Origin of the sequence: Blautia schinkii (assembly GCF_013304825.1) — a bacterium.
GTDB lineage: Bacteria > Bacillota > Clostridia > Lachnospirales > Lachnospiraceae > Blautia_A > Blautia_A schinkii_B.
Window position 1 is genome coordinate 1 of record NZ_JAAWUO010000028.1, and the last position, 22,072, is coordinate 22,072.

Below are 22,072 nucleotides of genomic sequence, written 5' to 3' on the forward strand. Positions count from 1 at the left end.
CAAAACAATATATGGTGAAAGGATGTGAAAAAGTCGAGACAAAGTCTACTCGACGGTTTGGATGAAATACAAGATTTTAGTTGTCGATGATGATAAAGAATTGGTGAAAATGCTTTGTAGTTATTTTAATATGAAACAATATGAAACCATTACGGCTACAGATGGAATGGAAGCATTAAATAAAATAAAAATGAAACCGGATATTATTTTATTGGATATCAACATGCCACGTATGGATGGGATTGAAGTATGTCGTCTGATACGCAGTAAAGTGTTATGTCCGATTTTGTTTCTAACAGCAAGAGTTGATGAAGATGATAAAATTAATGGGTTGCTTTCGGGTGGGGATGATTATATTACGAAACCATTTAGTCTTCGGGAGTTGGAAGCAAGGATTGTCACAAACATAAAGAGAGAAGAAAGGCATCAACAAAAAACGGAATACCGTTTTATGGATGAAATGCTGATTGATTATTCTGAAAAAATAGTAGCTATAGCTGGACACAGGATGGAGTTCACAAAAATTGAATATCAGATTATTGAATTCTTATCCATGCATCCAGGGCAGGTGTTTGATAAAGAACGTATATATGCACAAGTCTGTGGATATGATGCGGAAGGGGACAGTAGAACGATAACGGAATTAGTACGGCGTATAAGGAAAAAAATAGCGGATTATTCAGAAAAAGAATACATAGAAACCGTATGGGGGATTGGATACCGATGGAAAAAATAAGAAACTTGTCACTGAAAAAAACAATTCTGCTTTATTTTGTGATCAGCTTAACGGCAGCATTTCTGTTATCTGGATTTACAGTTCATTTTGCAGGAAATATGCAGAATAAAATATGGGAAAAATATATTGATTATGCAGATTATACGGACGTGTTTCAGCAATATGGAAAGAAATACGAGATTGAGATATCAAGACCTAATCAATCGCAGATGAATCGTTTGGACTATCATCTTTCGGAAATGTGTGACTTTATGGAAACATATTCGGTACTGATTTTTTCGATTGTTGGGAGTGTTGCTGCGGTATTCTTTTTTTATAAAAATAAGTTAAAGACACCTCTACAGGAACTAAAAGATGCCTCACAAATGATTGCAGATAATGAACTGGATTTTCATGTGTCCTATGAAAATAAAGATGAGATGGGAACTTTGTGTAAAGAATTTGAAATGATGCGAAGTGCTTTAGCAGATAACAACGGAAAGATGTGGCGAATGATTGATGACGAGAAGGCTTTGCGGAATGCAATTGCACATGATATACGTTCTCCACTTTCCATATTGCGAGGGTATCAGGAAATGCTCTTAGAGTTTGTTTCTTCTGAGAGTATAAAAACAGAGGATGTTATTGATATCTTACAAACAGGCATGTATCAGATTGACCGTATAGAGCATTTCACGGAAAACATGAGAAAAATGTCCCATTTAGAACAGAGGGAACTGCAATGCTCAGAGATAGAATTATCGGAACTGGCAAAAAAGATTGAGGCAGAAGCTGCCATGCTGTCCAAGAAGGAAAGTAAATTATGTAAGGTAGAAAGAGTGCAGGAACAAAACATTGTGAAAGTGGATGAGGAACTTGTCATGGAAGTGACAGACAACTTACTGGAAAATGCGGTTCGATATGCACAAAAAAGTATTGCTTTGCAGATAAAGAAAAAGGATGGTTTTCTTATAATTTCTGTTGAAGATGATGGAATAGGATTCGTGGATACTGAGGAAAAAGTAACAGAGCCATTTTATCATAAGAATCCACAAGATGATTTAAAGCATTTTGGTCTTGGTATGTATATTTCTCGTATTTTCTGTGAAAAGCATGGAGGAAATTTGAAAATATATAATGCCAGACAAGGCGGTGCTCATGTAGAAGCTCTTTTCAAAGCTGAATAAAAATACTTTATAAGGCTGAAATCACAAATAAAGTGGTTTTAGTCTTTTTTGTTGTGAATTTATTGAGAATTGATTTGTATGATGTTGTTAAAGAAATAAAGAAAGGAAGAGATACAATGAAAACAATCATAAAAAGAAGTATACTTGATTATTTAAAGAACCCTGTTTTGTGGATTGGCTTGATTATTATAGTTGCCAGTATGTATCAATGTCTGTCATCGTATTTGCAAATTCATTATATCAAACAGAATGAACAGGTCACACAAAATGACGTAGCATTGGAAGATGCTGATGTCATGGATGGGTACATTCCCACATCTGATGATAAAGAAAGAAGAAGGGAGTGGGAAGATACGATCAAAGAGACGTTAATGGACACCTCCCAAAATGGTTTTGGATTTAGCAGGCAGGAAGCAGATCATGTAATGAAAGAAATTCAGAATATGGATGTAAAGACTGCTTCTGAGTTTTTGGAATCCCAATATGGCTATTATAATGCAATATATGCTTATGATGACCTTGAAATTCATAAGGGGACAGCAGAAGAAATCAATCATTATATCGAGCGGAAATTATCCGAACATTCTTTTTCCTGGTACTTTGCCAAAAAATTTACGGATTTTGCAGGATTGCATATGGCCTTTTTTGCAACAGTCTTGCTATCATTTTTATTTATTCAGGATACACGAAAAAATACCTATGAATTATTACATACAAAGCCTGTTACAGCAATTCAATATATATGCGGGAAAGTAATCAGCGGATTCATTAGTATGTTGGGCGTATTAGTGATGTTGAATGTTATATTCTTTATGCTGTGTTTGAAAACATCTTTAGAATCAGGCTTTCCGGTAACACCAATTGATTTTTGCGTGAATTCTCTGATCTATATTGTGCCGAATCTTTTGATGATATGTTGTGTCTATACAATTACAGCATTAATATTTAAAAATCCGCTTCCGGCAGCACCAGTTTTGTTTTTACACATTATATATTCAAATATGCTGACCAAGAAGAATGATATTTATTATATGAGACCGTTCTCTATTATGGTGCGATTTCCTGGCAGGTTTTTTGAAACACATGCAGCCAAAATGTCAAATATAAATCAGATTATGCTTGTGATCTCATCTGTTATATTAGTATGTATTTCTGTCATAATCTGGAAAAGGAGGAGGGTTCATTGAAAACGGAATTAAAAAACTGCCTGTCATTATATAAGATTTTTTATTCATGTGCATTTATACTGATATTGTGTGTTATTCATCCGATTATATACTATGAAGAAATCGGTTCAGCAATTCAGTCTCCAATAGCATTTTTAACAATTATTTTTTGTAGTGACACATATTTGATGGAAGTAAAAAGTAAGCGTGCCGATGTATTTCATTTGTATGATCAAAAAAAGCAGTTAAAAGTAATATCGCAGAGAGTGGGCGTTCAAATATTATATTTATTAATACTTTCCTGTGTTGGATATGTTTTGTTTTTCTGGCAAAAACCGAGCAGTGTAAACGAAGGCATTTCGGGTATTCAGATATTTCTTTTATATTTCATTGCAATGTTTGGAACTATCTGGTTTTGGAGTATATGCTCTGTGATTTTGTGTACATTGCTTCGAAATATGTGGGCAGGTATTGGATGTTTATTTGGAATTGTCATTGGACTTATATCAAAAGCGGGAAGTTCATTTTTCGGAAATCTGGGATTGTTTTCTTTCAGCTTTTGTGAACCTACTCAATTAATGTCCGAGAGTTGGATTTATGGAACGCTTGTGTCTTTTATAGTGGGTCTGTTTTTATTTGCAGTATTACCAATGGCTTTAAAGAAAAGAGGATAGATTATGAGTATTAGAATAAATGATTTAACAGTTAGATTTAAAAATGGTGTAGTTGCAGTAAATAAGGCATCTCTTGAAATACCTAAGGGAATTTACGGACTTTTGGGTGAGAATGGTGCTGGAAAAACCACTTTGATGAGGGTTCTTACAACCGTTTTAAAACAAACGGAAGGAATGGTTTCCATTGATGGAATTCTGTATAACGAGGGAAATTATGAGAAAATACAGAAAAAGATTGGTTATCTTCCACAGGAAATCGACTTATATCCGAATCTTACGGTGAAAGAATGTCTTGTATATATGGGGGGACTGTCAGGAGTATCCAGAAACGACCTCGAACAAAGAATTACCTATTATCTGGAAAAGACTTCTCTTACAGAGCATCAGAATAAAAAAATGCGGCAATTATCTGGTGGTATGAAGAGACGTGTCGGACTCATACAGGCACTTCTTAATAATCCGGATTTTTTGATTATTGATGAACCAACAACTGGGTTAGATCCGGAAGAAAGAATCAGGATCCGCAATCTTCTGGTTGATTTTTCAAAGGATAGAACTGTGCTGTTTTCCACTCATGTAGTAGAAGATTTAGCAGCAACCTGTACACAGCTTGCCATTATGAAAAAGGGAAGTTTTTTATATTCTGGAAGCGTGAGTGGGTTGCTGGAAAATGCAAAGGGCTGTGTTTGGAATTGTACGGTACAAAATGCAGAAGAAGCCCGTTTGTTAGAAGCCAATTATTCTATATCATCTAAGCAGTATGTAGAAAATGGAATTCATATGAAAATATTAAGCAAAGGAAAGCCAAATGAGAATTGTGTCCTGGATAATGATATCACTTTGGAAGATGCATATATTTATTTGACGAATAGTTGAATATAACGGCGGGCAACTTGCCCGCCGTAAATTATGCTTATTTTGTTAAAAGACCGGATAGATTTTTTCCAATGCAAAATCCAATCTGTGGATATAACTCCTGAATTTCCTGATATTTTGCTTCAATCATTTCTGGTTCATCAGCCCAGATCTTTTCATATATTTTGAAAGCTCTTTTAAAATGTGTTTTGGCTTGCGGAAGATTGGCAGTCATCAGATAAATGGTTCCAAGGGTTTCCTGTACTTTGGCATAATCCAGACAGTGATCGGAATGGTATTCCTTGATGATGCCGGATAATTTTTGCAATTCGGAGATTCCTCTTTCGGGTTCCTGCTGTTCTGTCAGGAACATTGCATAATTGGCAATCTGAGGTATGCTGTCATTTATATGAAGCAGGTTAAATTGGTCAAGCAGTGAGATACTTTTTTCCATGTGTTCTCTTGCAAGATCGGGATGACCGTTTATGCGGTAAAGTCCACCGAGATTGGCATGAAGGTTGGAAACAAGACGAGCATTGTCAGCAGTGATATTTTCTATCTGGGCAAGTGCATCCTTTTCCAGTTTTATTGCTTTTTCAGGTTTGGTTTCAAGGGTTGCTTGAAAATCCAGTAATAACGCCCGGTCAGAGTTGGTGCCAATGCTTTTTGTCTTTAACAGCACCTTCAGTTCCTGAATGATTCCCTTCATACCTTTGTGATAGTTATAGTTATCCATGTATGGAAATGCATTTTCCAGAAAAAGCAGATACTTTGGCATATCATCTTTTTCAATCAATTCTATGATATTTCCGATTGTTTGAAATAGCTTTTTATAATAATCTACTTCCATTCCATGCATTAAACATATGTGCTGTAAAGAATCCAGCAACGTGTGACAACTACTTACAGATGGTTTTGTCTCTGAAAGGGTGATTTCCTGAATCATCAGATGCAGAGAGATAGTGCGACGTGTTGTTGTCTGAACGAAACCAGTCTCAATTAAATCGTTGATTTCATTTAGTGTGGACAGTTCCAGCCATTTGGCAAATATACGGGCAGAAATACCGGTGGAAGGAAGAAAGCACATATTACACATGATATCCTGCTGTTTAAGAGATAAAGTGTATAAAGAAAACAGCGTATGGATATGACTATAATAGGTGGCTTTGCTGCTTTGTCCATCTTTGATTATTTTAATTTTATCTTCGTTATGGAAAGATGCTTTTTCCACCTGAAGTCTTGTTAATAACTGGTCTGGAGTCGAGATTCCATTTTCCAGAAGTTTTGCTGCCAGTTCCACGGCAAAAGTATGAGAGTGAACAGTTTCGATGATCTTTTCAACTGTTGTCCGGTACGTGTCTGCCTCTGAATAAAATGCTGATGCCAGCTGGAAGAGAGCGTTCATGTCCTCTATTTCTTTTAATGGCAGAGTACAGTATTCATCCAGTTTGCTTCTGGTTGTAAACAAAATCTGGCAGCGATATTTTAATACTACTGACAGAAAGCTGTCCTGTGTGGCAGTGACATTAAAATTATCTATGATAAGCAGAGTATCAGATTTCAGGGAACGCAGGAAACGGTTATGTCTTTGAAACCGTTCCTGTTCAGTGCTTTCCGGAAGATCGTCAATAAAATCCATGTCAGTAATATCCTGATGAAGATTGCCGGTATATTCTACATAAAGGATATTGGTGTATTGCTTTATGTACCGCTTTGCGTAGGCTTTGGCAAGTTCACTTTTTCCGATTCCGGCGATTCCGCAAAGAAAAACATGACGGTTTTCCTCAAGCATGGTATATAATTCTTCCAGTTCTTTATCTCTTCCGATAAAATGACGGCATGGTTTCGGAACCTCACTGTCCATAATATAATCCAGCACAATGGGGGATAAAGCACCTCCGGCGAGCAGCTTCTGATTTTTGGTATTACGTTTGATGAATTGGCGTCCCATGCCAAAAGAAATCAGTTTTGCAAGGAACAGCAGTCTTGAACTGGCTGGTTTATATAAGGGAGTCAGATTTTTCTTTTTCGCATTTGAGATGCTGTCATCCTGAATGAATAAAGTGTAAATATCTTGTATAGCCATATTACAGTCAGACATCAGTGGAAGAAGATTCTGGTGGATGGTATGGGCTAATTTTTCCTGATTGGATGGCTTGGAATAGTAAGCGGATATTTTAGGACTGATCTTTGCTTGACCAGTCAGCCAACGACAAACCAGACCATTATCCATAGAAAAATCTTGATTTGCCGGATCATCCATAAAATCTTCAAATAATTCGTATAAAAAATCAGGCTGACTCATTTGATTACTTTCGCTGATATGATTTTTTAAGCAAGTGCTAATAGAAGAAAAATCGCATCGATTCAATAGAAATTCCCCTTTCGTAGTTAAGATTGAGTATATCTATCATAACACGAACATACATTCGATTCAAGAAAATACGGATATTTTTAAATTGATTGTGTCAATTTACAATCAATTTCTATTCAATGTGGTTTTCCGGCAAGTTCTGTAAAATAAGCTCAGATCAAAACAATAACGGGAGGAGCTTATGCAACAGAATATTGAATTTGAGCGGTGCATTGATTTTCTGGTACGGATGATTGATAAGTACGGCGAAGAAGTCCTCCGGGAGTTGGAGGAAGAACAATCGTTAGGCACTTTCCATATTTAGCCATTTGTTTATCGTGTATTGCTTTAAACTTTTCTACACGAGAACTGAGTGGAACCATCCATAACAGAGAAGTTTTACTATCACGCAGACAATAAAAAATAGGGCGGTATGCACCGCCTTCTTTGTTCTGCATTAAGTTGGAATCCTGTACTTTTTCAAAGTATTCATCTTTAATATGGTAAACGTATCCTTCTTGATATATCATGTTCATCACCTATAAAATAAGCCCTGCCATGCGGCAGGGCCGAAATTTTCGAGCCGGACATTTATTAGACGCTTCCGGTGAGCGAACAATATTTTCGAGCCGATCACTTATAAGCCGCCAACGGTGGGCAAACAATATTTTCGATGACAGAAATCCCGTCTCTATCATTCTTATATGGTTGTGGCGAAAATATGTCAATAAAAATAGAAAATTTACGTAAATCAAAAAATATTGATGAAGTCTACCAATCAGTGTTTTTTCGTTGTATAATGCTTTTGTCGTACAGAGTCACTTTCCTTTGTAATGTTTTCAGCAAATTCATTATACATCAGAAAGCCCTGTGCGATATTTTTTTATGAAAAAGTTGTAAAGTGGTGTTATTTTACCTTATCGCAAAAAAATCGGCTTAAATCTTAGTATTATTAGCGCGAATTATTTTTACCTTTCAAAACTGTACGTTTGTTATGCAGGTTGCTTTTTTTTATAGTTAGCTGTAAGATAACAGGAAGACTTGAATACGGAGGAATATCTGTGGCAAAAAAACGAAAACCTAAAATGGAGCTCCGATACTATAAGATGCCGGAGGGGAGTCCGATACTGGCTCTTTTGGGACAGAAATGGATCCAGAATTATGGAAATGATGTGGATTACCTTCATTTTCACAATTATCTGGAGATAGGCTTTTGCTATGAAGGACAGGGATTTCTGATCCTGGGAGAGGATAAGGTCCGGTTTCATGGCAGGGAACTTACAGTGATTCCACAGAACTATCCCCACACGACCAACAGCGATCTGGGAACGATCAGCAGATGGGAATATCTTTTTATTGATGTGGAAGGGTTTATGGATAGGTTAATTGATAATTCAGCAAAAAAAGAAAAAATAGTTCAGCGGATCAATTCCAGAGCTCTTTTTCTGAACGAAACGGATAACAGCTCAATGGCAGGTAAGGTTCTCAAAATCCTGAATATCATGAGGGATGGGGAAGAATTTTATCTGGAAGAGGCCAAGGGGATTCTGGCATCACTCCTGGTAGAGATTGCCAGGGTCAACAGAATTTCAGGAGAAGAGAAATATAGTGAAGATAAAGGAAAGATTACAGATCTGATTTCGCGTTGCCAGGATTATATTTCGGATCATTACATGGAGGATATCCGTATTGATGAATTGGCGGAGCACTGCCATATCAGTGAGACGCACCTTCGACGTATCTTTACATCGTATATGAAAATGAGCCCGCTGGAATATATCAACACCATACGTATCCAGGCGGCCTGTGATTATCTTAAGAAAACAGACCAGCCTATTGCAGATGTGGCACATAAATGCGGTTTCACCACCAATTCCACATTCAACCGGAATTTCAGACAGATTACAGGGATGACACCTCTGGAGTGGAGAAAACGTCCGGAGAATTATGAACAGCAGCTTCTGAAATTTGATATCCACTCTGAGGAAGGGTGGTAGCAAATAAATACATGGATCTGATGTGAAAGAAAAGCATAATACATATAAAAATGCTGTATCGGCACATCAGACGGAAAGAGGTAGAAATGTACGACTACAGAATCGTGGAACAGGTCTCACGAAAAAAGAAACATATGTCAGGAGCACTCCGGAAAGTGATGGTGATTTTTGCTGCTCTTTTTGTGCTGATGGGAATTACTATTTCCCAGGCATTTATGCTTCCCGGATTCCTCCTTGCACTTCTCTATTTTGTGTACGATATTTTCAGTCAGAGGGATTATGAATATACCATGGAGAATGGTGAACTTACCATTGATGTGATCTATGGAAAAAAATACCGAAAAACAGCCCATGTGCTGAAACTGGAAGATATGGAAGTGACAGCTCCCCACTGGCATGAAAAAGTATCAAAATACAAAAAGAACACAGGAACAGAGAAACTGAAAAAATATGATTACACATCTTATGAAGACGATGTACCGTACTACACTATGATCATAAAAGAGGACGGACAGAAGATAAAATTGCTCCTTGATCTGACAGAAGAAATGCTCCACACAATAAAAACACAGTTTCCAGAAAAGGTTTATTTTGCATAATATGTGGAAATGTTTGTAAAATATGTACAAAAAACAATGAAAAAATTTATGAAATAGAGACAAAGGCCTTCTTTTTTGACGAAAAGCTTCTACAAAATGTCGAAAAAGAAGGTTTTTCTTTGCCGTAACAACGAAAGAATAATTGGAAAATGATAAAAATGTATAAAAAAGAACTTTAACATGAGAATTAATAGTGCAAAACTGATAAAATGGTTGAAATTGCACATTATATGAACGATTCTGCAAACTATAGAGGAAATACGGATGCTATAATCCATTCATAAGCAAACGGGAAATGCTTAATAAAGGAGGAAAAGTAAATGAAGAAAAAATTACTCGCAGTATTAATGACAGGTATCATGGCAATGTCTTTTGCTGCAACTACTACAGCAGTATATGCAAAAGGTGATGACGATAACACCCTGACTGTATGGGCATGGGATCAGAACTTCAACATCAAGGCTATGAATATTGCAGGTGAGCAGTATGCAAAGGATCACGAAGGATTCAAGGTTGATGTAGTTGAGACATCTTCTGATGACTGCCAGACCAAACTTACAACAGCAGCAAACGCCGGAGATTACAGCTCACTTCCGGACATCGTTCTGATGCAGGACAACAGCTATCAGAAATATCTGAAGAGTTATCCGGATGCTTTCACAGATCTGAAGGATATGGATATCAACTGGGATGATTTCGGAAAACTGAAACAGTCTTACTCCATGGTAGATGACACACATTACGGAGTTCCGTTTGATAACGGTGCAGCAATTGCCTGCTATCGTACAGATATCCTGGAAGAAGCAGGATATACCATTGATGATCTTACAGATATCACATGGAGCAAATTCATGGAGATCGGAAAAGACGTTCACGAAAAAACAGGTAAATATCTCCTTACAAGTGAAGCAACAGGTGGCGATACTCTGATGATGATGATCCAGTCCTGTGGAGCAAACTTCGTAAATGATGACGGAGAGGCTTATATCGTTGGCAACGATGCAGCAGAGAAATGCGTAGATCTTTATGTGGATCTTGTAAAGAACAATGTTGTTAAATTAGTAAATAACTGGGATGAGTACATCTCCACAATCACAGGCGGAGAGGCTGCCGGTATCGTTAACGGTAACTGGATCACAGCTACACTGATGGGAACAGAGGATCAGAAGGGTCTGTGGCAGATCACAACAATGCCGAAAGTTGACGGCGTTGATACAGCTACAAACTATGCAAACAATGGCGGATCTTCCTGGTACATTACATCCAACTGCAAGAATGTAGAGCTTGCTGAGGACTTCCTTGCAAGTACATTTGGTTCCAGCACAGACTTCTATGATGCAATCCTTCCGGAAACAGGAGCAATTTCCTGCTACCTGCCGGCTGGTGAGTCTGAAGTTTACAATGAGCCAAGCGAGTTCTTCAATAACCAGCCGATCTTCTCAACAATTGTAGAGTACTCTTCACACATTCCGGAATTTACAAAAACTCCGTACCACTATGAGGCAAGAGAGTGCATCAACACAGCTGTTGTTAATATTGTAAACGGCGCAGATAAAGAATCTGCACTTCAGGAAGCACAGGATACACTGGCATTCAAGATGACAGAGTAAAGCTGAAATATTAATGAAATACAGAGCAGGGGACTGCATGCAGTCCCTTGTCTTATGTAAAGGTTTAGATGTTTGAAAGGAGGAGTTCCTGTGAATTCCAAAAAAAGTGGCATGTCTCTGGTAGCGAAACAAAGAGCGGCCGGCTGGATCTTTCTGGCACCGGCAACCATTATGATCGCTGTCATGAGTTTTTATCCGATGATCCGTGCATTTATCATTTCTTTACAGACAGGTGCCGGAGCAAACATGAGGTTTGCGGATCCGATCTTCAGTAACTATAAACGTATTATGATGGATAAAGTATTCCAGCAGTCCATTGTCAATACATTTCTGTATCTTATTATCCAGGTGCCGATCATGCTGATCCTTGCGATCCTGCTCGCACAGCTTCTGAATAACAAAGATCTGAAATTCAAAGGATTTTTCCGTACATGTGTATTTCTTCCATGTGCGACATCTCTTGTATCTTATTCCCTGATCTTCCGTTCCATGTTTGCAACAGATGGTCTGATCAACAGTATCCTGATCAAACTTGGAATTTTAACAACCGGTTATAACTTCCTTGGAAACTCCACAAGTGCAAAGATTGTAATTATCATCGCGCTGATCTGGAGATGGACCGGATATAACATGGTATTTTATCTTGCAGGACTTCAGAATATCGAATATTCCGTATATGAGGCAGCAAAGATTGATGGAGCCAACGGCTGGAAGACTTTCTGGAAAATTACAGTACCGCTTCTGAAACCGACGATCATCATGACATTCATCATGTCTATTAACGGTACACTGCAGTTGTTCGATGAGTCTGTCAACCTGACAAAAGGCGGCCCGGCTAACTCAACCATCACAATGTCTCACTATGTTTACAATACATGCTTTATTAATGTGCCAAACTTCGGATATGCTGCAGCAATGTCGTTTATCATATTTATCATGGTAGCTATCCTGGCCTTTATCAATTTGAAAGTAGGTGATACACGTGACTGAGAAAAAGAATAAATCCGCGATCCAGAGAAGATTGATCCCTACATATATTTTCCTGATCATCGTATCATTTATCTCTGTATTTCCGTTATACTGGATGATCTCTGCAGCAACCAATACATCCACAGATGTATCCAGAGGCCGGATTCTTCCGGGTACATATTTTATGCAGAACTTTAAGAACCTGACAGCACAGCAGCCGCTGTGGAGAGCACTTGGAAACTCTCTGTTTTATGCGGTACTGACTACTGTTATCTGTCTTCTGATCTGCTCTATCGCAGGTTATGGATTTGAGGTATATCATGACAGATGGAAAGACAGACTGTTCTCCATCCTGCTTCTTGCAATGATGGTTCCTCAGGTTGCCACAATGGTTCCGTTATTTAAGATGTTCTCCAAAGCAGGCCTCTTAAATACAGCGGTAGGTTTTATCCTTCCGATCATTTCCACACCATTTATGATCATGATGTTCCGTCAGAATGCAAGAGCATTCCCGATCGATATCATTGAAGCAGCTCGTATTGACGGATTAAGTGAGGTAAGGATCTTTTTCCAGATGTTTATTCCGACTATGAAATCTACATATGCGGCAGCAGCAGTTATCACATTCATGAATGCGTGGAACTCGTATCTGTGGCCGAAGGTAATCATGACAGACAACAAGGCAATGACAATGCCGATGCTGATCGCCAACCTGATTACAGGCTATGTAACGGATTATGGTATGCTGATGTGCGGTGTATTATTCTGCTCCATCCCGACTATGATCGTGTTCTTCGTATTACAGAAACAGTTCGCAGAAGGTATCACAGGAGCTGTTAAATAAGAGTTACTGCGAAGTGAACAGTAACAAATAAGAGTCAAATTCAAAAGGATGCTGTCGAAATCTGTAGGTATATTGTATAATATGCTTCAAGTGGATCACGCAGCATCCTTTTTATAAAGTGTCATAATAAAAATATAAGGAGAAAGAAAAAAATGGCAAAGCAGATCAGATATGACCATTTTCTGCATGGCGGTGATTACAACCCGGAGCAGTGGCTTGACAGACCGGACATTCTGAAAAAAGACATTGAATATTTTAAGAAGGCACATATCAATACCGTTTCCATGGGAATGTTTTCCTGGGCTGTATTGGAACCGGAAGAAGGAAGATATAATTTTGACTGGCTGGAAGATGTGATCAATAATCTTTATAAAGAAGGCATTTACACGATTCTTTCAACACCATCCGGAGCAAGGCCTAAATGGATGGCAGATAAATATGAAGAAGTTCTCCGTGTGGATCCGGACAGGACAAGAAGATTTTTTGGCGGAAGGCATAACCACTGTTACACGTCTCCGGTATACAGGGAAAAGATTTACAATATAAATAAGAAACTTTCCGAACACCTCGGCAAACATCCGGCAGTAATTCTCTGGCATATTTCGAATGAATACGGCGGTGAATGCCACTGTCCTTTGTGCCAGGAAAAATTCAGGGAATGGCTGAAAGAGAAATACGGAACTATTGAGAATTTAAATTCCAGCTGGTGTACAACATTCTGGAGCCATACTTATAACAGTTTTGACCAGATCGAAAGCCCTTCACCAAAAGGGGAAAACGCCCTCCATGCGCTGACCCTTGACTGGAAGCGTTTTGTCACAGACCGGACAGTAGATTTTATGAGACATGAGATTTCTGCGATCCGTGCAGGTGGATCAGAGCTTCCTGCAACAGCGAACCTGATGTACGATTATAATGGACTGGATTATAAGAAATTTAAAGATGTCATGGATATCGTATCCTGGGATAATTATCCAAGCTGGCATAAAAAAGACGAATATACGACAGCTGTTGACGGAGCCATGCAGCACGACCTTATGCGAAGCATCAGGAAAGCACCGTTCCTTTTGATGGAATCCTGTCCTTCTGCAACCAACTGGAAGCCCATCAACAAACTGAAGAAGCCGGGAATGCATCTGGCGGCGTCCCTCCAGGCAGTTGCCCATGGTTCAGACAGTGTGCTGTATTTTCAGCTTCGACAGAGCCAGGGAGCATCTGAGAAATTTCATGGTGCTGTGATCGATCATTACGGTGGCGACGATACCAGAGTTTTCCGCGAGGTTACAGAGGTTGGAGAGGCACTGGAACAGATCCGGGAGATTGTTGGAAGCGAAATAAAATGCCAGGTAGCAGTTCTCTATGACAGAGAAAATGACTGGGCACTGAAAGATGCCCAGGGACCGCGGAACGAGGATATGCACTATCAGGAATGTGTGCAGAAACAGTACCGTGCACTTCGAAGAAAGGGCTGCAATACGGATATTATTACGATGGAACATGATCTTTCAGATTATAAATTGTTGACAGTGCCAATGGCCTATATGTTCTATCATGGTTATGCAGAAAAACTTTGCACCTTTGCAGAAAATGGCGGTACACTTGTAATTTCCTACTGGTCAGGTCTTGTAGATGAGACGGATAAATGTTATCTTGAAGGTACACCTAACGGACTGATGGAAGCTGCCGGTATCCGTACAGAAGAGATCGATGCGCTTTATGACTGGGAAGAAAATCACGGAATCCCGGAAACCGGAAATCATCTTGGAATTACAAAGACTTATACCTGTAAAAATCTATGTGAGCTTGCGAAAGTTTCGGATGCAGAAGTGATGATGCGTTATAGCGAGGATTTTTATCAGGGATATCCGGTCCTGACACATAAAAAATATGGAAAAGGCCATGTTTATTATGTTGCAGCAGATATGGAAGCTGCTTTTTATGAAGATTTCTTCGGCCGCGCTGCAGATGAGGCAGGAGTGGATACACCACTTGAGTTTGTGCCGGGAGGTGTTTCCGTGACAACCAGGGAGACGGAAGATACAGAGTATCTTTTTATCCAGAATTTTGCCGGAAAAACGCAGACAGTATCTGTGCCGGAAGAATATGAAGTTATCTATGGAACAGACAGTGAGAATATGAGTCCGCTGCAGACCAGGATTCTCAAACGCAAAAAATAAAAATATCAGAAAGCATATTGGCCGGAGACTGATATGCTTTTTGGTAATGTAGGGGGGGGCAAAAAGAGAAGGTAATATGAAGGAAACATTAAAAGAACAGATAAAAAAGATTGCAGACGGTTTTGATTTTACAGGGGAGCTTGTTTCATGCAGACCCTGCGGAAGCGGGCATATCAATGGAACCTATCTTCTGAAATACAGAATTGGAAATATGGGTTCCATTAAGGTGATATTACAGAAGATCAACGGTGATATATTTAAAAATCCCGAAGAACTGATGGACAATATTGCAGGGGTGACAGAGCATCTGAGATGTAAGATCATTGAGAATGGAGGGGATCCGGAACGTGAAGTTCTGAATCTGATCCCTGCAAAAGATGGAAAAACATATCTGATTGATGAGAACGGAGCGTACTGGAGATCCTATATTTTCATTACAGATGCAGTAAGCTATGATCTTGTGGAGAAACCGGAAGATTTTTATGAAAGTGCGGTTGCATTTGGGAGATTCCAGGAAATGCTGGCAGACTATCCTGCTGAAACACTTCATGAGACGATCCGGGATTTCCACGATACAAAGAAACGTCTCCAGGCATTAAAAAATGCTGTGAAAGAAGATGTCTGCCACAGGGCATCCGGCGTGCAGAAAGAAATCAATTTCGCGTTAGAACATGAAGAGATAGCCGATGTGTTCGGAGATCTTTTGCGGAAAGGAGAACTTCCCTTAAGAGTCACCCACAATGACACGAAACTGAATAATGTTATGATCGATCTTGCAACGGGAAAAGGCATCTGCGTGGTGGATCTGGATACTGTGATGCCTGGGCTTGCCATGAATGATTTCGGTGATGCCATCCGTTTTGGAGCCAGCACAGCACTTGAGGATGAAAAAGACTTAAGCAAAGTTTCCTGTAATATGAAATTGTATGAAGCTTATGTGAAAGGATTTCTGGAAAGCTGCGGAGATAAGCTTACCAGGAAAGAAATCGAGCTTCTTCCAATGGGAGCCAAGGTGATGACTTATGAATGTGGTATCCGTTTTCTTACCGATTATCTGGAAGGAGACCATTATTACAAGATCGACCGGGAAGAGCATAATCTGGACAGATGCCGGACTCAGTTTAAGCTGGTAAAAGATATGGAACAGAAATGGGATATCATGCAGGAAATTGTGCACAGATATCAGAAATAGATGATTTTCCTGAAAAAATATAATGGAGGTAGAACAAAAATGAAAGAGACAAAAGGAAGGGTAACGATCCCTACAGACCTTGATGTGATCCCTGAAACTCTGGAAATGCTGGATGAATGGGGAGCAGATGCTATCCGCGACTGTGACGGAACGGAATTTCCGGCAGAGCTGAAAGAGACGGGAGCCAAGATCTATGCCACATACTACACAACCAGAAAAGATAATGCCTGGGCAAAGGCACATCCGGAAGAAATCCAGCAGATGTATATCATGACAGCTTTTCACACAGCAGTTTCCGATACGCTGGAAATCCATCTGATGGATCATCTGTATCCGGATATGCTGGCTGTAAATACCAGAGATGATATTAAACGCTGGTGGGAGGTTATCGATCGTACCACAGGGGAAAACGTGAGCACAGAAGACTGGACTTATGATGAAAAATCAGGAAATATTGTGATCAGACCAGCCAAAGAATTTCATGAGTATACTGTAAGTTTTCTGGCGTATATTATGTGGGACCCTGTACATATGTACAATGCAGTAGTCAATGACTGGAAGGATGTGGAGCCGCAGATCACCTTTGATGTGCGTCAGCCTGCAACACGTGCACATTCCCTGGAACGACTGAGAAGATTTCTGGATTCCCATGATTATGTGAAGGTGGTGCGTTTTACAACATTTTTCCATCAGTTTACCCTGATCTTCGATGAGCTTGCCAGAGAAAAATATGTAGACTGGTTCGGTTATTCCGCGTCAGTGAGTCCATATATTCTGGAGCAGTTTGAAAAAGAAGTGGGATACAGATTCCGTCCGGAATTCATTATTGATCAGGGATATATGAACAATACATACCGTATTCCGTCAAAGGAATTTAAAGATTTCCAGGCATTCCAGAGAAGAGAAGTTGCCAAGCTTGCAAAAGAAATGGTAGATATTGTCCATGAATATGGAAAGGAAGCCATGATGTTTATGGGAGATCACTGGATCGGCATGGAGCCTTTTATGGACGAGTTTGCTTCTATCGGACTGGATGCAGTTGTGGGAAGTGTTGGAAATGGCGCAACATTGCGGCTGTTCAGCGATATTAAAAATGTGAAATATACAGAAGGAAGATTTCTGCCATACTTTTTCCCGGATACTTTCCATGAAGGTGGCGATCCTGTAAAAGAAGCGAAAGTAAACTGGGTGACAGCAAGAAGAGCGATTCTCCGAAGCCCGATCCAGAGAATCGGTTACGGCGGTTATCTGAAGCTGGCTCTGGAGTTCCCGGATTTTGTACAGTATATTAAAGAAGTCTGCCAGGAATTCCGTGTGCTTTATGACAATATCCGGGGAACAACACCTTACTGCGTGAAACGTGTGGCAGTCCTGAACTGCTGGGGAAAAATGCGCTCCTGGGGTAACCATATGGTACATCATGCAATCTATTACAAGCAGAATTATTCGTATTTCGGAATTATCGAGGCCTTAAGCGGTGCACCATTTGATGTTTCTTTTATCAGTTTTGACGATATCCGTGAGAACAAAGATATTTTAAAAGATTTCGATGTGATCATCAATGTGGGAGACGCGGACACTGCACAGTCCGGCGGAGCGAACTGGGCTGATCCTGAGATCCTTACAGCTGTGAGAAAATTTGTTTATAATGGCGGCGGTTTCATTGGTGTAGGGGAACCGGCTGCTCATCAGTGGCAGGGAAAATTCTTCCAGCTGGATGATATTTTAGGTGTGGAGGAAGAACGAGGATTTAATCTCAACACAGATAAGTATAACTGGGAAGAGCATAAGAACCATTTTATCCTGGAAGATACAGACGGAACTGTAGATTTTGGCGAAGGAAAAAAGAATATTTTTGCACTGCCTGAGACAGAAATCCTGATCCAGAAAGACCAGGAGGTGCAGATGGCAGTAAAAACATTTGGAAAAGGACGCGGCGTTTATATCAGCGGACTTCCTTACAGCTTCTGCAACAGCCGTGTCCTTTACAGGGCGGTGCTCTGGTCTGCGGCGGCAGAGGAGGAACTTCACTGCTGGTTTTCTTCCAATTACAATGTGGAAGTGCACGCTTATGTAGAAAATGGTAAATACTGTGTGGTAAACAACACTTATGAGCCACAGGATACTGTTGTTTACACAGGCGATGGAAGCAGCTTTGACCTTCATCTGGAGGCCAATGAGATCCGTTGGTATCAGATTTAAAAAAGCAGCTCAGATAAATCAGGAAGAGCTGTTGACAGTGCCTGTAAGTAAGGGTATAATAGTACAGATCTAAGAAAAGAATATATGGGCAAAGCAGTTGAAAAGCTGTGACGCAAAGCTATAGGGCCTTTAAAATGGCAGCCAGTTGCAGGGATTAGAAACAGGGAACGGTATAGTTGCATGTCTATATCCTGACCCTGTTTTTTTTAGTGTGTAAAAATACGTGAGAGTATATGCCCGTGCGTCATGGATCAAACTCGGGAAAACTGCTGCAGTTGGGAATACGGAGTGAATGATTGATGAATACGGAGTTGTTTAAAGGAGAAAAATTATATTCGTCTGGTGATTTTAAGCTTTGCAGGGAGTCATATGCTGCCATAAGTATTGCCCTTGAAGATAATCAGGCGGTAGGCATTATAGCCGGTTATTATGACGAGGATCTTACCATAGCATATGTGAGTGAATTTTTTCTGCATAATCTGGGATACGGTTATGAAGAATTTATGGAAGTGGTTTCGGGATCACTGAAAAATGTATTCTGTGGTGAGAATGATGATTTTATTCGGAATGAGCGTTTGGTGAAGATTCATGGTTCAGAGGATGTAAAGATGCTGAATAAAGAAGGAGCACCTGTGAAAATACGTGCCTATAAAACAGATTCCTTTGACAATGAGGGAACACCGCTCTGGATTTTGTCTGCTCATATTGATGAGATGCAGGAAAACATGCAGCTGGTCAACCAGGTCATAAGCTCAGGCTTCTGGTCTGTGAAATGTGATCAGCATGGAAAACCCACAGATGTTTTTTTTAGTTATGAATTTCGAAAAATGCTGGGATACCACAATATACTGGATTTTCCCGACAGCCTGGAAACCTGGCAAGCAGGAGTCCATCCCGGTGATATTGAAATGGTTGACAGGGCTTTTTATGATGCTTTTCGGGATTGTACAGACGAGACAAAATATGATGTGGAATACCGGATGCGTCTGGCAGACGGCAGTTATCAGTGGTTCAGGGACAAGGGCGAAGTCAGCCGCTGTGCGGATGGAACCGCTTTTCATATGGTGGGAATTTTTGTAAATATTGATAAAGAGAAAAAAGCAGCGCAGTACACTAGGAGAGCAGATGCTTTTCACCGCGCATACACGAAAGCCAACCTCTGTGAATATTATGTGGATCTTAAAGAAAACAGTTTTGATTCCATGAAAATGGAGGGAGAGCTGGCAGGAATGTTCGAGAAAAACATCACATGGGATGAGATGATCGGTCGTTTCACGGATACTTATGTGGTTTGGGAAGACCGTGAAATGATGAAACAATTTTATGATCGGGCTTATATTGCCAGGAAGCTGGAAGAGGGAAGCGAAGAAATCAATCTGGAGTGCAGGATCCTGATGAACGGAAATATGCGCTGGATACGAAATGTGATCATCCGGGACTCTGCCGGGGATACGCCCCGTTATGCGTTGGGTTTTGTAAGTGATGTCACAGAAGTAAAAAGAAAAGAAGAAAATCTTAAGGAAATAACCAACCAGAACAGGATCATGAATCAGCTGATTAAAGGTACGGTGAAGCTTGTTGACTGTTATGTAGCATGTGATCTGGAACGGGATATTTATCATTTTTACAGTCAGAATATGAATGACTCTGCATGTAAACCGGAGGGAAAATATTGCGAATTTGTAGAGTATATGGCATCCAGATTTAAGACCGTTTCCGGTAATCTTACCCTGAAGCAGGCTTTTTCAGTGGAAAATATACGGAAAATGCTGAAAGGGCCGGATGATATTTACCGTTTTGAATATTGTACCAGGGATGAGAAACAGTTTAAATCTATTGCAATCTCTCCACTTACATGGAAAGAGGGAAAGGCAGAGGAAGTACTGCTCATGGCTCAGGATACTACAGAAGAGAAGCTTGTGGAGATCTAGTCCCGCAGTTACGTGGCCGAATCGTGAAGATTCTGTGAAATCAGCTGCCACCATTGACAGAAGAAAAAGACAATAATATAATTAAACCTATCGCAAAAGTAGGATATAAAAGCTGTTACAGTAGAAGATATGATCTATTGTAACAGTTTTTTGTCTGGAAAATTTTATGAGAAAGGACGTAAAACAGTGAAACATACGGTTGTTTATATTGACGGCATGACCTGCATCAACTGTCAGACCAGGATCTGGAAGGCGCTGAGATCCACACCTGGGATTACAGATATCACAGTCAGTTATGAACAGTCACAGGCAGAATTTTCCTATGATCCGAAGCAAATCACGTTGGAAGAGATCGGGAGACTGATCGAGGATCTGGGGTATCAGGTGATCCCAACTGAGAAATTGAGGAGAAAACGATTTCTGCAGGCTGTTGGAGAGTTTTTTGTGATCGCTCTTCTGTTACTGGTATTGCAGCACTGGGGAATTCTTAACCGCCTTGCACCGGATTCTCTTGCTGAGACAGGAATGGGATATGGAATGCTTTTTGTGATCGGACTGATCACTTCTGTACATTGTATTGCCATGTGCGGCGGGATCAATCTTTTCCAGACCTTGCGGAAAGGAGAGTCAGGCGCAGAGGGAATATCAAAGACAATGTTTTGGAATACTTTTGCATATAATGTGGGTCGTGTTGTTTCCTATACAGTGATCGGCGGCGTGCTGGGAGCTTTGGGCGGCCTGGCCGGGAGCGGGGATAGTCTGCAGACTTCTTCAGCGTTTCAGGGATATCTGAAACTTCTGGTTGGAATTATCATGGTCGTTATGGGGGTAAATATGCTGGGGATTTTCCCAGGGCTTCGGAAATTGAGGATTCGTATTCCGTTTCCTGGAGAAAAATCTTCGTGGAAAAAAAGGACACCTTTTTTCGTTGGGCTGTGTAATGGTTTTATGCCCTGTGGGCCGCTGCAGTCTATGGAGATTGTTGCTCTGGCGTCCGGAAGCTGTGCGACAGGAGCTTTTTCCATGTTCTATTTCAGTCTGGGAACGGTTCCTCTGATGTTGGGATTTGGTTCTCTTTTTTCTGCGCTGGGAAAAAAGTTTACCAGACAGATCCTGAAAACAGGAGCAATCCTGGTGGTTGTTATGGGCTTGTCTATGATGTCTCAGGGAAGTGCATTGTCGGGTTTGGGCAGCAGGTCCGGTGAAAAAACAGCGGCAAAAGCAGATCATATGCAGAATGATGACCAGACTTCAGCAGTAGAAAAAGATGGCGTGCAGTATGTTTCCAGCACGTTGAGATCCGGGCAGTACCCGGACATTACAGTGAAGGCGGGGGAACCGGTGAAGTGGGAGATCCAGGCACCAGAGGGCAGCATCAATGGATGCAATTATAAAATGATCCTCAGGGATTTCGGTGTGGAATATACTTTTGAAAACGGGAAAAATACTCTCGAGTTCACCCCGGAAAAAGCAGGGACTTATACCTATACCTGCTGGATGGGAATGATCACGGGAACGATTTATGTTACAGAGTAATAGAGGAGGCGTGCGCCAGTTCGGTGCCAAATATATAACTGGTGGGAATCCAGTCTGGTAAGACT

16 protein-coding genes, 1 pseudogene and 1 riboswitch are annotated in these 22,072 nt (G+C 40.3%); of the genes and pseudogenes, 15 read left to right on the forward strand and 2 right to left on the reverse strand.

Annotated features, from left to right (window positions below; all coding sequences use genetic code 11):
- Window positions 1-61 precede the first annotated feature (61 nt).
- The 5 genes from HFM85_RS15460 to HFM85_RS15480 all read left to right on the forward strand — a co-directional run bounded on the left by HFM85_RS15460 (window position 62) and on the right by HFM85_RS15480 (window position 4,618).
- The gene (locus HFM85_RS15460) at window positions 62-736 is read left to right on the forward strand and encodes a response regulator transcription factor (RefSeq protein ID WP_014080778.1); all 675 of its coding nucleotides are present in this window, start codon (window positions 62-64) and stop codon (window positions 734-736) included.
- Window positions 724-1,902, forward strand: a complete 1,179-nt coding sequence (locus HFM85_RS15465) for a sensor histidine kinase (protein ID WP_173739115.1) — start codon at window positions 724-726, stop codon at window positions 1,900-1,902. Before HFM85_RS15460 ends, HFM85_RS15465 begins: the two co-directional genes overlap by 13 nt.
- Window positions 1,903-2,018: 116 nt before the next feature.
- On the forward strand, window positions 2,019-3,089 hold the full coding sequence (locus tag HFM85_RS15470) for an ABC transporter permease subunit (protein ID WP_173739116.1): 1,071 nt from the start codon (window positions 2,019-2,021) through the stop codon (window positions 3,087-3,089).
- Window positions 3,086-3,742: a transporter gene (locus HFM85_RS15475; protein WP_243873909.1), complete on the forward strand. Its 657-nt coding sequence runs from the start codon at window positions 3,086-3,088 to the stop codon at window positions 3,740-3,742. The genes HFM85_RS15470 and HFM85_RS15475 overlap by 4 nt, the downstream gene beginning before the upstream one ends.
- Before the next feature lie 3 nt (window positions 3,743-3,745).
- Window positions 3,746-4,618: an ATP-binding cassette domain-containing protein gene (locus tag HFM85_RS15480; protein ID WP_173739117.1), complete on the forward strand. Its 873-nt coding sequence runs from the start codon at window positions 3,746-3,748 to the stop codon at window positions 4,616-4,618.
- A 37-nt stretch (window positions 4,619-4,655) separates the two neighbouring features.
- Here the strand turns inward: HFM85_RS15480 and HFM85_RS15485 are convergent, their stop codons facing one another.
- On the reverse strand, window positions 4,656-6,902 hold the full coding sequence (locus HFM85_RS15485; RefSeq protein WP_173739118.1) for a tetratricopeptide repeat protein: 2,247 nt from the start codon (window positions 6,900-6,902) through the stop codon (window positions 4,656-4,658).
- Between the two features lie 401 nt (window positions 6,903-7,303).
- Window positions 7,304-7,486: pseudogene (locus HFM85_RS16810) on the reverse strand (type III toxin-antitoxin system CptIN family toxin); the annotation flags it as partial.
- Window positions 7,487-8,011: 525 nt separating this feature from the next.
- Here HFM85_RS16810 and HFM85_RS15495 point away from each other — a divergent pair.
- From HFM85_RS15495 to HFM85_RS15540, 10 genes are all read left to right on the forward strand, one after another.
- Window positions 8,012-8,947: an AraC family transcriptional regulator gene (locus HFM85_RS15495; RefSeq protein ID WP_330594934.1), complete on the forward strand. Its 936-nt coding sequence runs from the start codon at window positions 8,012-8,014 to the stop codon at window positions 8,945-8,947.
- An 86-nt stretch (window positions 8,948-9,033) separates the two neighbouring features.
- Window positions 9,034-9,546, forward strand: a complete 513-nt coding sequence (locus tag HFM85_RS15500; RefSeq protein ID WP_173739119.1) for a hypothetical protein — start codon at window positions 9,034-9,036, stop codon at window positions 9,544-9,546.
- 320 nt (window positions 9,547-9,866) lie between these two features.
- Window positions 9,867-11,156, forward strand: coding sequence for an ABC transporter substrate-binding protein (locus HFM85_RS15505; RefSeq protein ID WP_173739120.1), 1,290 nt, complete (start codon window positions 9,867-9,869; stop codon window positions 11,154-11,156).
- Window positions 11,157-11,246: 90 nt separating this feature from the next.
- The gene (locus tag HFM85_RS15510) at window positions 11,247-12,146 is read left to right on the forward strand and encodes a carbohydrate ABC transporter permease (RefSeq protein WP_173739121.1); all 900 of its coding nucleotides are present in this window, start codon (window positions 11,247-11,249) and stop codon (window positions 12,144-12,146) included.
- Entirely contained in the window at window positions 12,139-12,969 is an 831-nt protein-coding gene (locus HFM85_RS15515; RefSeq protein WP_173723223.1) for a carbohydrate ABC transporter permease, read from the forward strand. Before HFM85_RS15510 ends, HFM85_RS15515 begins: the two co-directional genes overlap by 8 nt.
- Before the next feature lie 152 nt (window positions 12,970-13,121).
- Complete coding sequence (locus tag HFM85_RS15520) at window positions 13,122-15,146, forward strand: beta-galactosidase (RefSeq protein ID WP_173739122.1); 2,025 nt, start codon at window positions 13,122-13,124, stop codon at window positions 15,144-15,146.
- 76 nt (window positions 15,147-15,222) lie between these two features.
- Entirely contained in the window at window positions 15,223-16,338 is a 1,116-nt protein-coding gene (locus HFM85_RS15525; RefSeq protein WP_173739123.1) for a phosphotransferase enzyme family protein, read from the forward strand.
- 39 nt (window positions 16,339-16,377) lie between these two features.
- Window positions 16,378-18,540: a 1,3-beta-galactosyl-N-acetylhexosamine phosphorylase gene (gene gnpA, locus HFM85_RS15530; protein WP_119240610.1), complete on the forward strand. Its 2,163-nt coding sequence runs from the start codon at window positions 16,378-16,380 to the stop codon at window positions 18,538-18,540.
- A gap of 77 nt (window positions 18,541-18,617) precedes the next feature.
- Window positions 18,618-18,693, forward strand: a riboswitch (cyclic di-GMP riboswitch).
- A 146-nt stretch (window positions 18,694-18,839) separates the two neighbouring features.
- Window positions 18,840-20,471, forward strand: a complete 1,632-nt coding sequence (locus tag HFM85_RS15535) for a PAS domain-containing protein (protein ID WP_173739124.1) — start codon at window positions 18,840-18,842, stop codon at window positions 20,469-20,471.
- A gap of 186 nt (window positions 20,472-20,657) precedes the next feature.
- A complete protein-coding gene (locus HFM85_RS15540) occupies window positions 20,658-22,007 on the forward strand; it encodes an urease accessory protein UreH domain-containing protein (RefSeq protein WP_173739125.1) in 1,350 nt (449 codons plus the stop codon).
- Window positions 22,008-22,072: the final 65 nt, after the last annotated feature.

Coding starts and splice junctions, on each gene's coding strand:
- HFM85_RS15465 (WP_173739115.1), top strand. CDS start 724: ATGGAAAAAATAAGAAACTTGTCACTGAAAAAAACAATTCTGCTTTAT.
- HFM85_RS15485 (WP_173739118.1), bottom strand. CDS start 6,902: ATGAGTCAGCCTGATTTTTTATACGAATTATTTGAAGATTTTATGGAT.
- HFM85_RS15535 (WP_173739124.1), top strand. CDS start 18,840: ATGAATACGGAGTTGTTTAAAGGAGAAAAATTATATTCGTCTGGTGAT.
- HFM85_RS15500 (WP_173739119.1), top strand. CDS start 9,034: ATGTACGACTACAGAATCGTGGAACAGGTCTCACGAAAAAAGAAACAT.
- gnpA (WP_119240610.1), top strand. CDS start 16,378: ATGAAAGAGACAAAAGGAAGGGTAACGATCCCTACAGACCTTGATGTG.
- HFM85_RS15525 (WP_173739123.1), top strand. CDS start 15,223: ATGAAGGAAACATTAAAAGAACAGATAAAAAAGATTGCAGACGGTTTT.
- HFM85_RS15505 (WP_173739120.1), top strand. CDS start 9,867: ATGAAGAAAAAATTACTCGCAGTATTAATGACAGGTATCATGGCAATG.
- HFM85_RS15460 (WP_014080778.1), top strand. CDS start 62: ATGAAATACAAGATTTTAGTTGTCGATGATGATAAAGAATTGGTGAAA.
- HFM85_RS15480 (WP_173739117.1), top strand. CDS start 3,746: ATGAGTATTAGAATAAATGATTTAACAGTTAGATTTAAAAATGGTGTA.
- HFM85_RS15520 (WP_173739122.1), top strand. CDS start 13,122: ATGGCAAAGCAGATCAGATATGACCATTTTCTGCATGGCGGTGATTAC.
- HFM85_RS15470 (WP_173739116.1), top strand. CDS start 2,019: ATGAAAACAATCATAAAAAGAAGTATACTTGATTATTTAAAGAACCCT.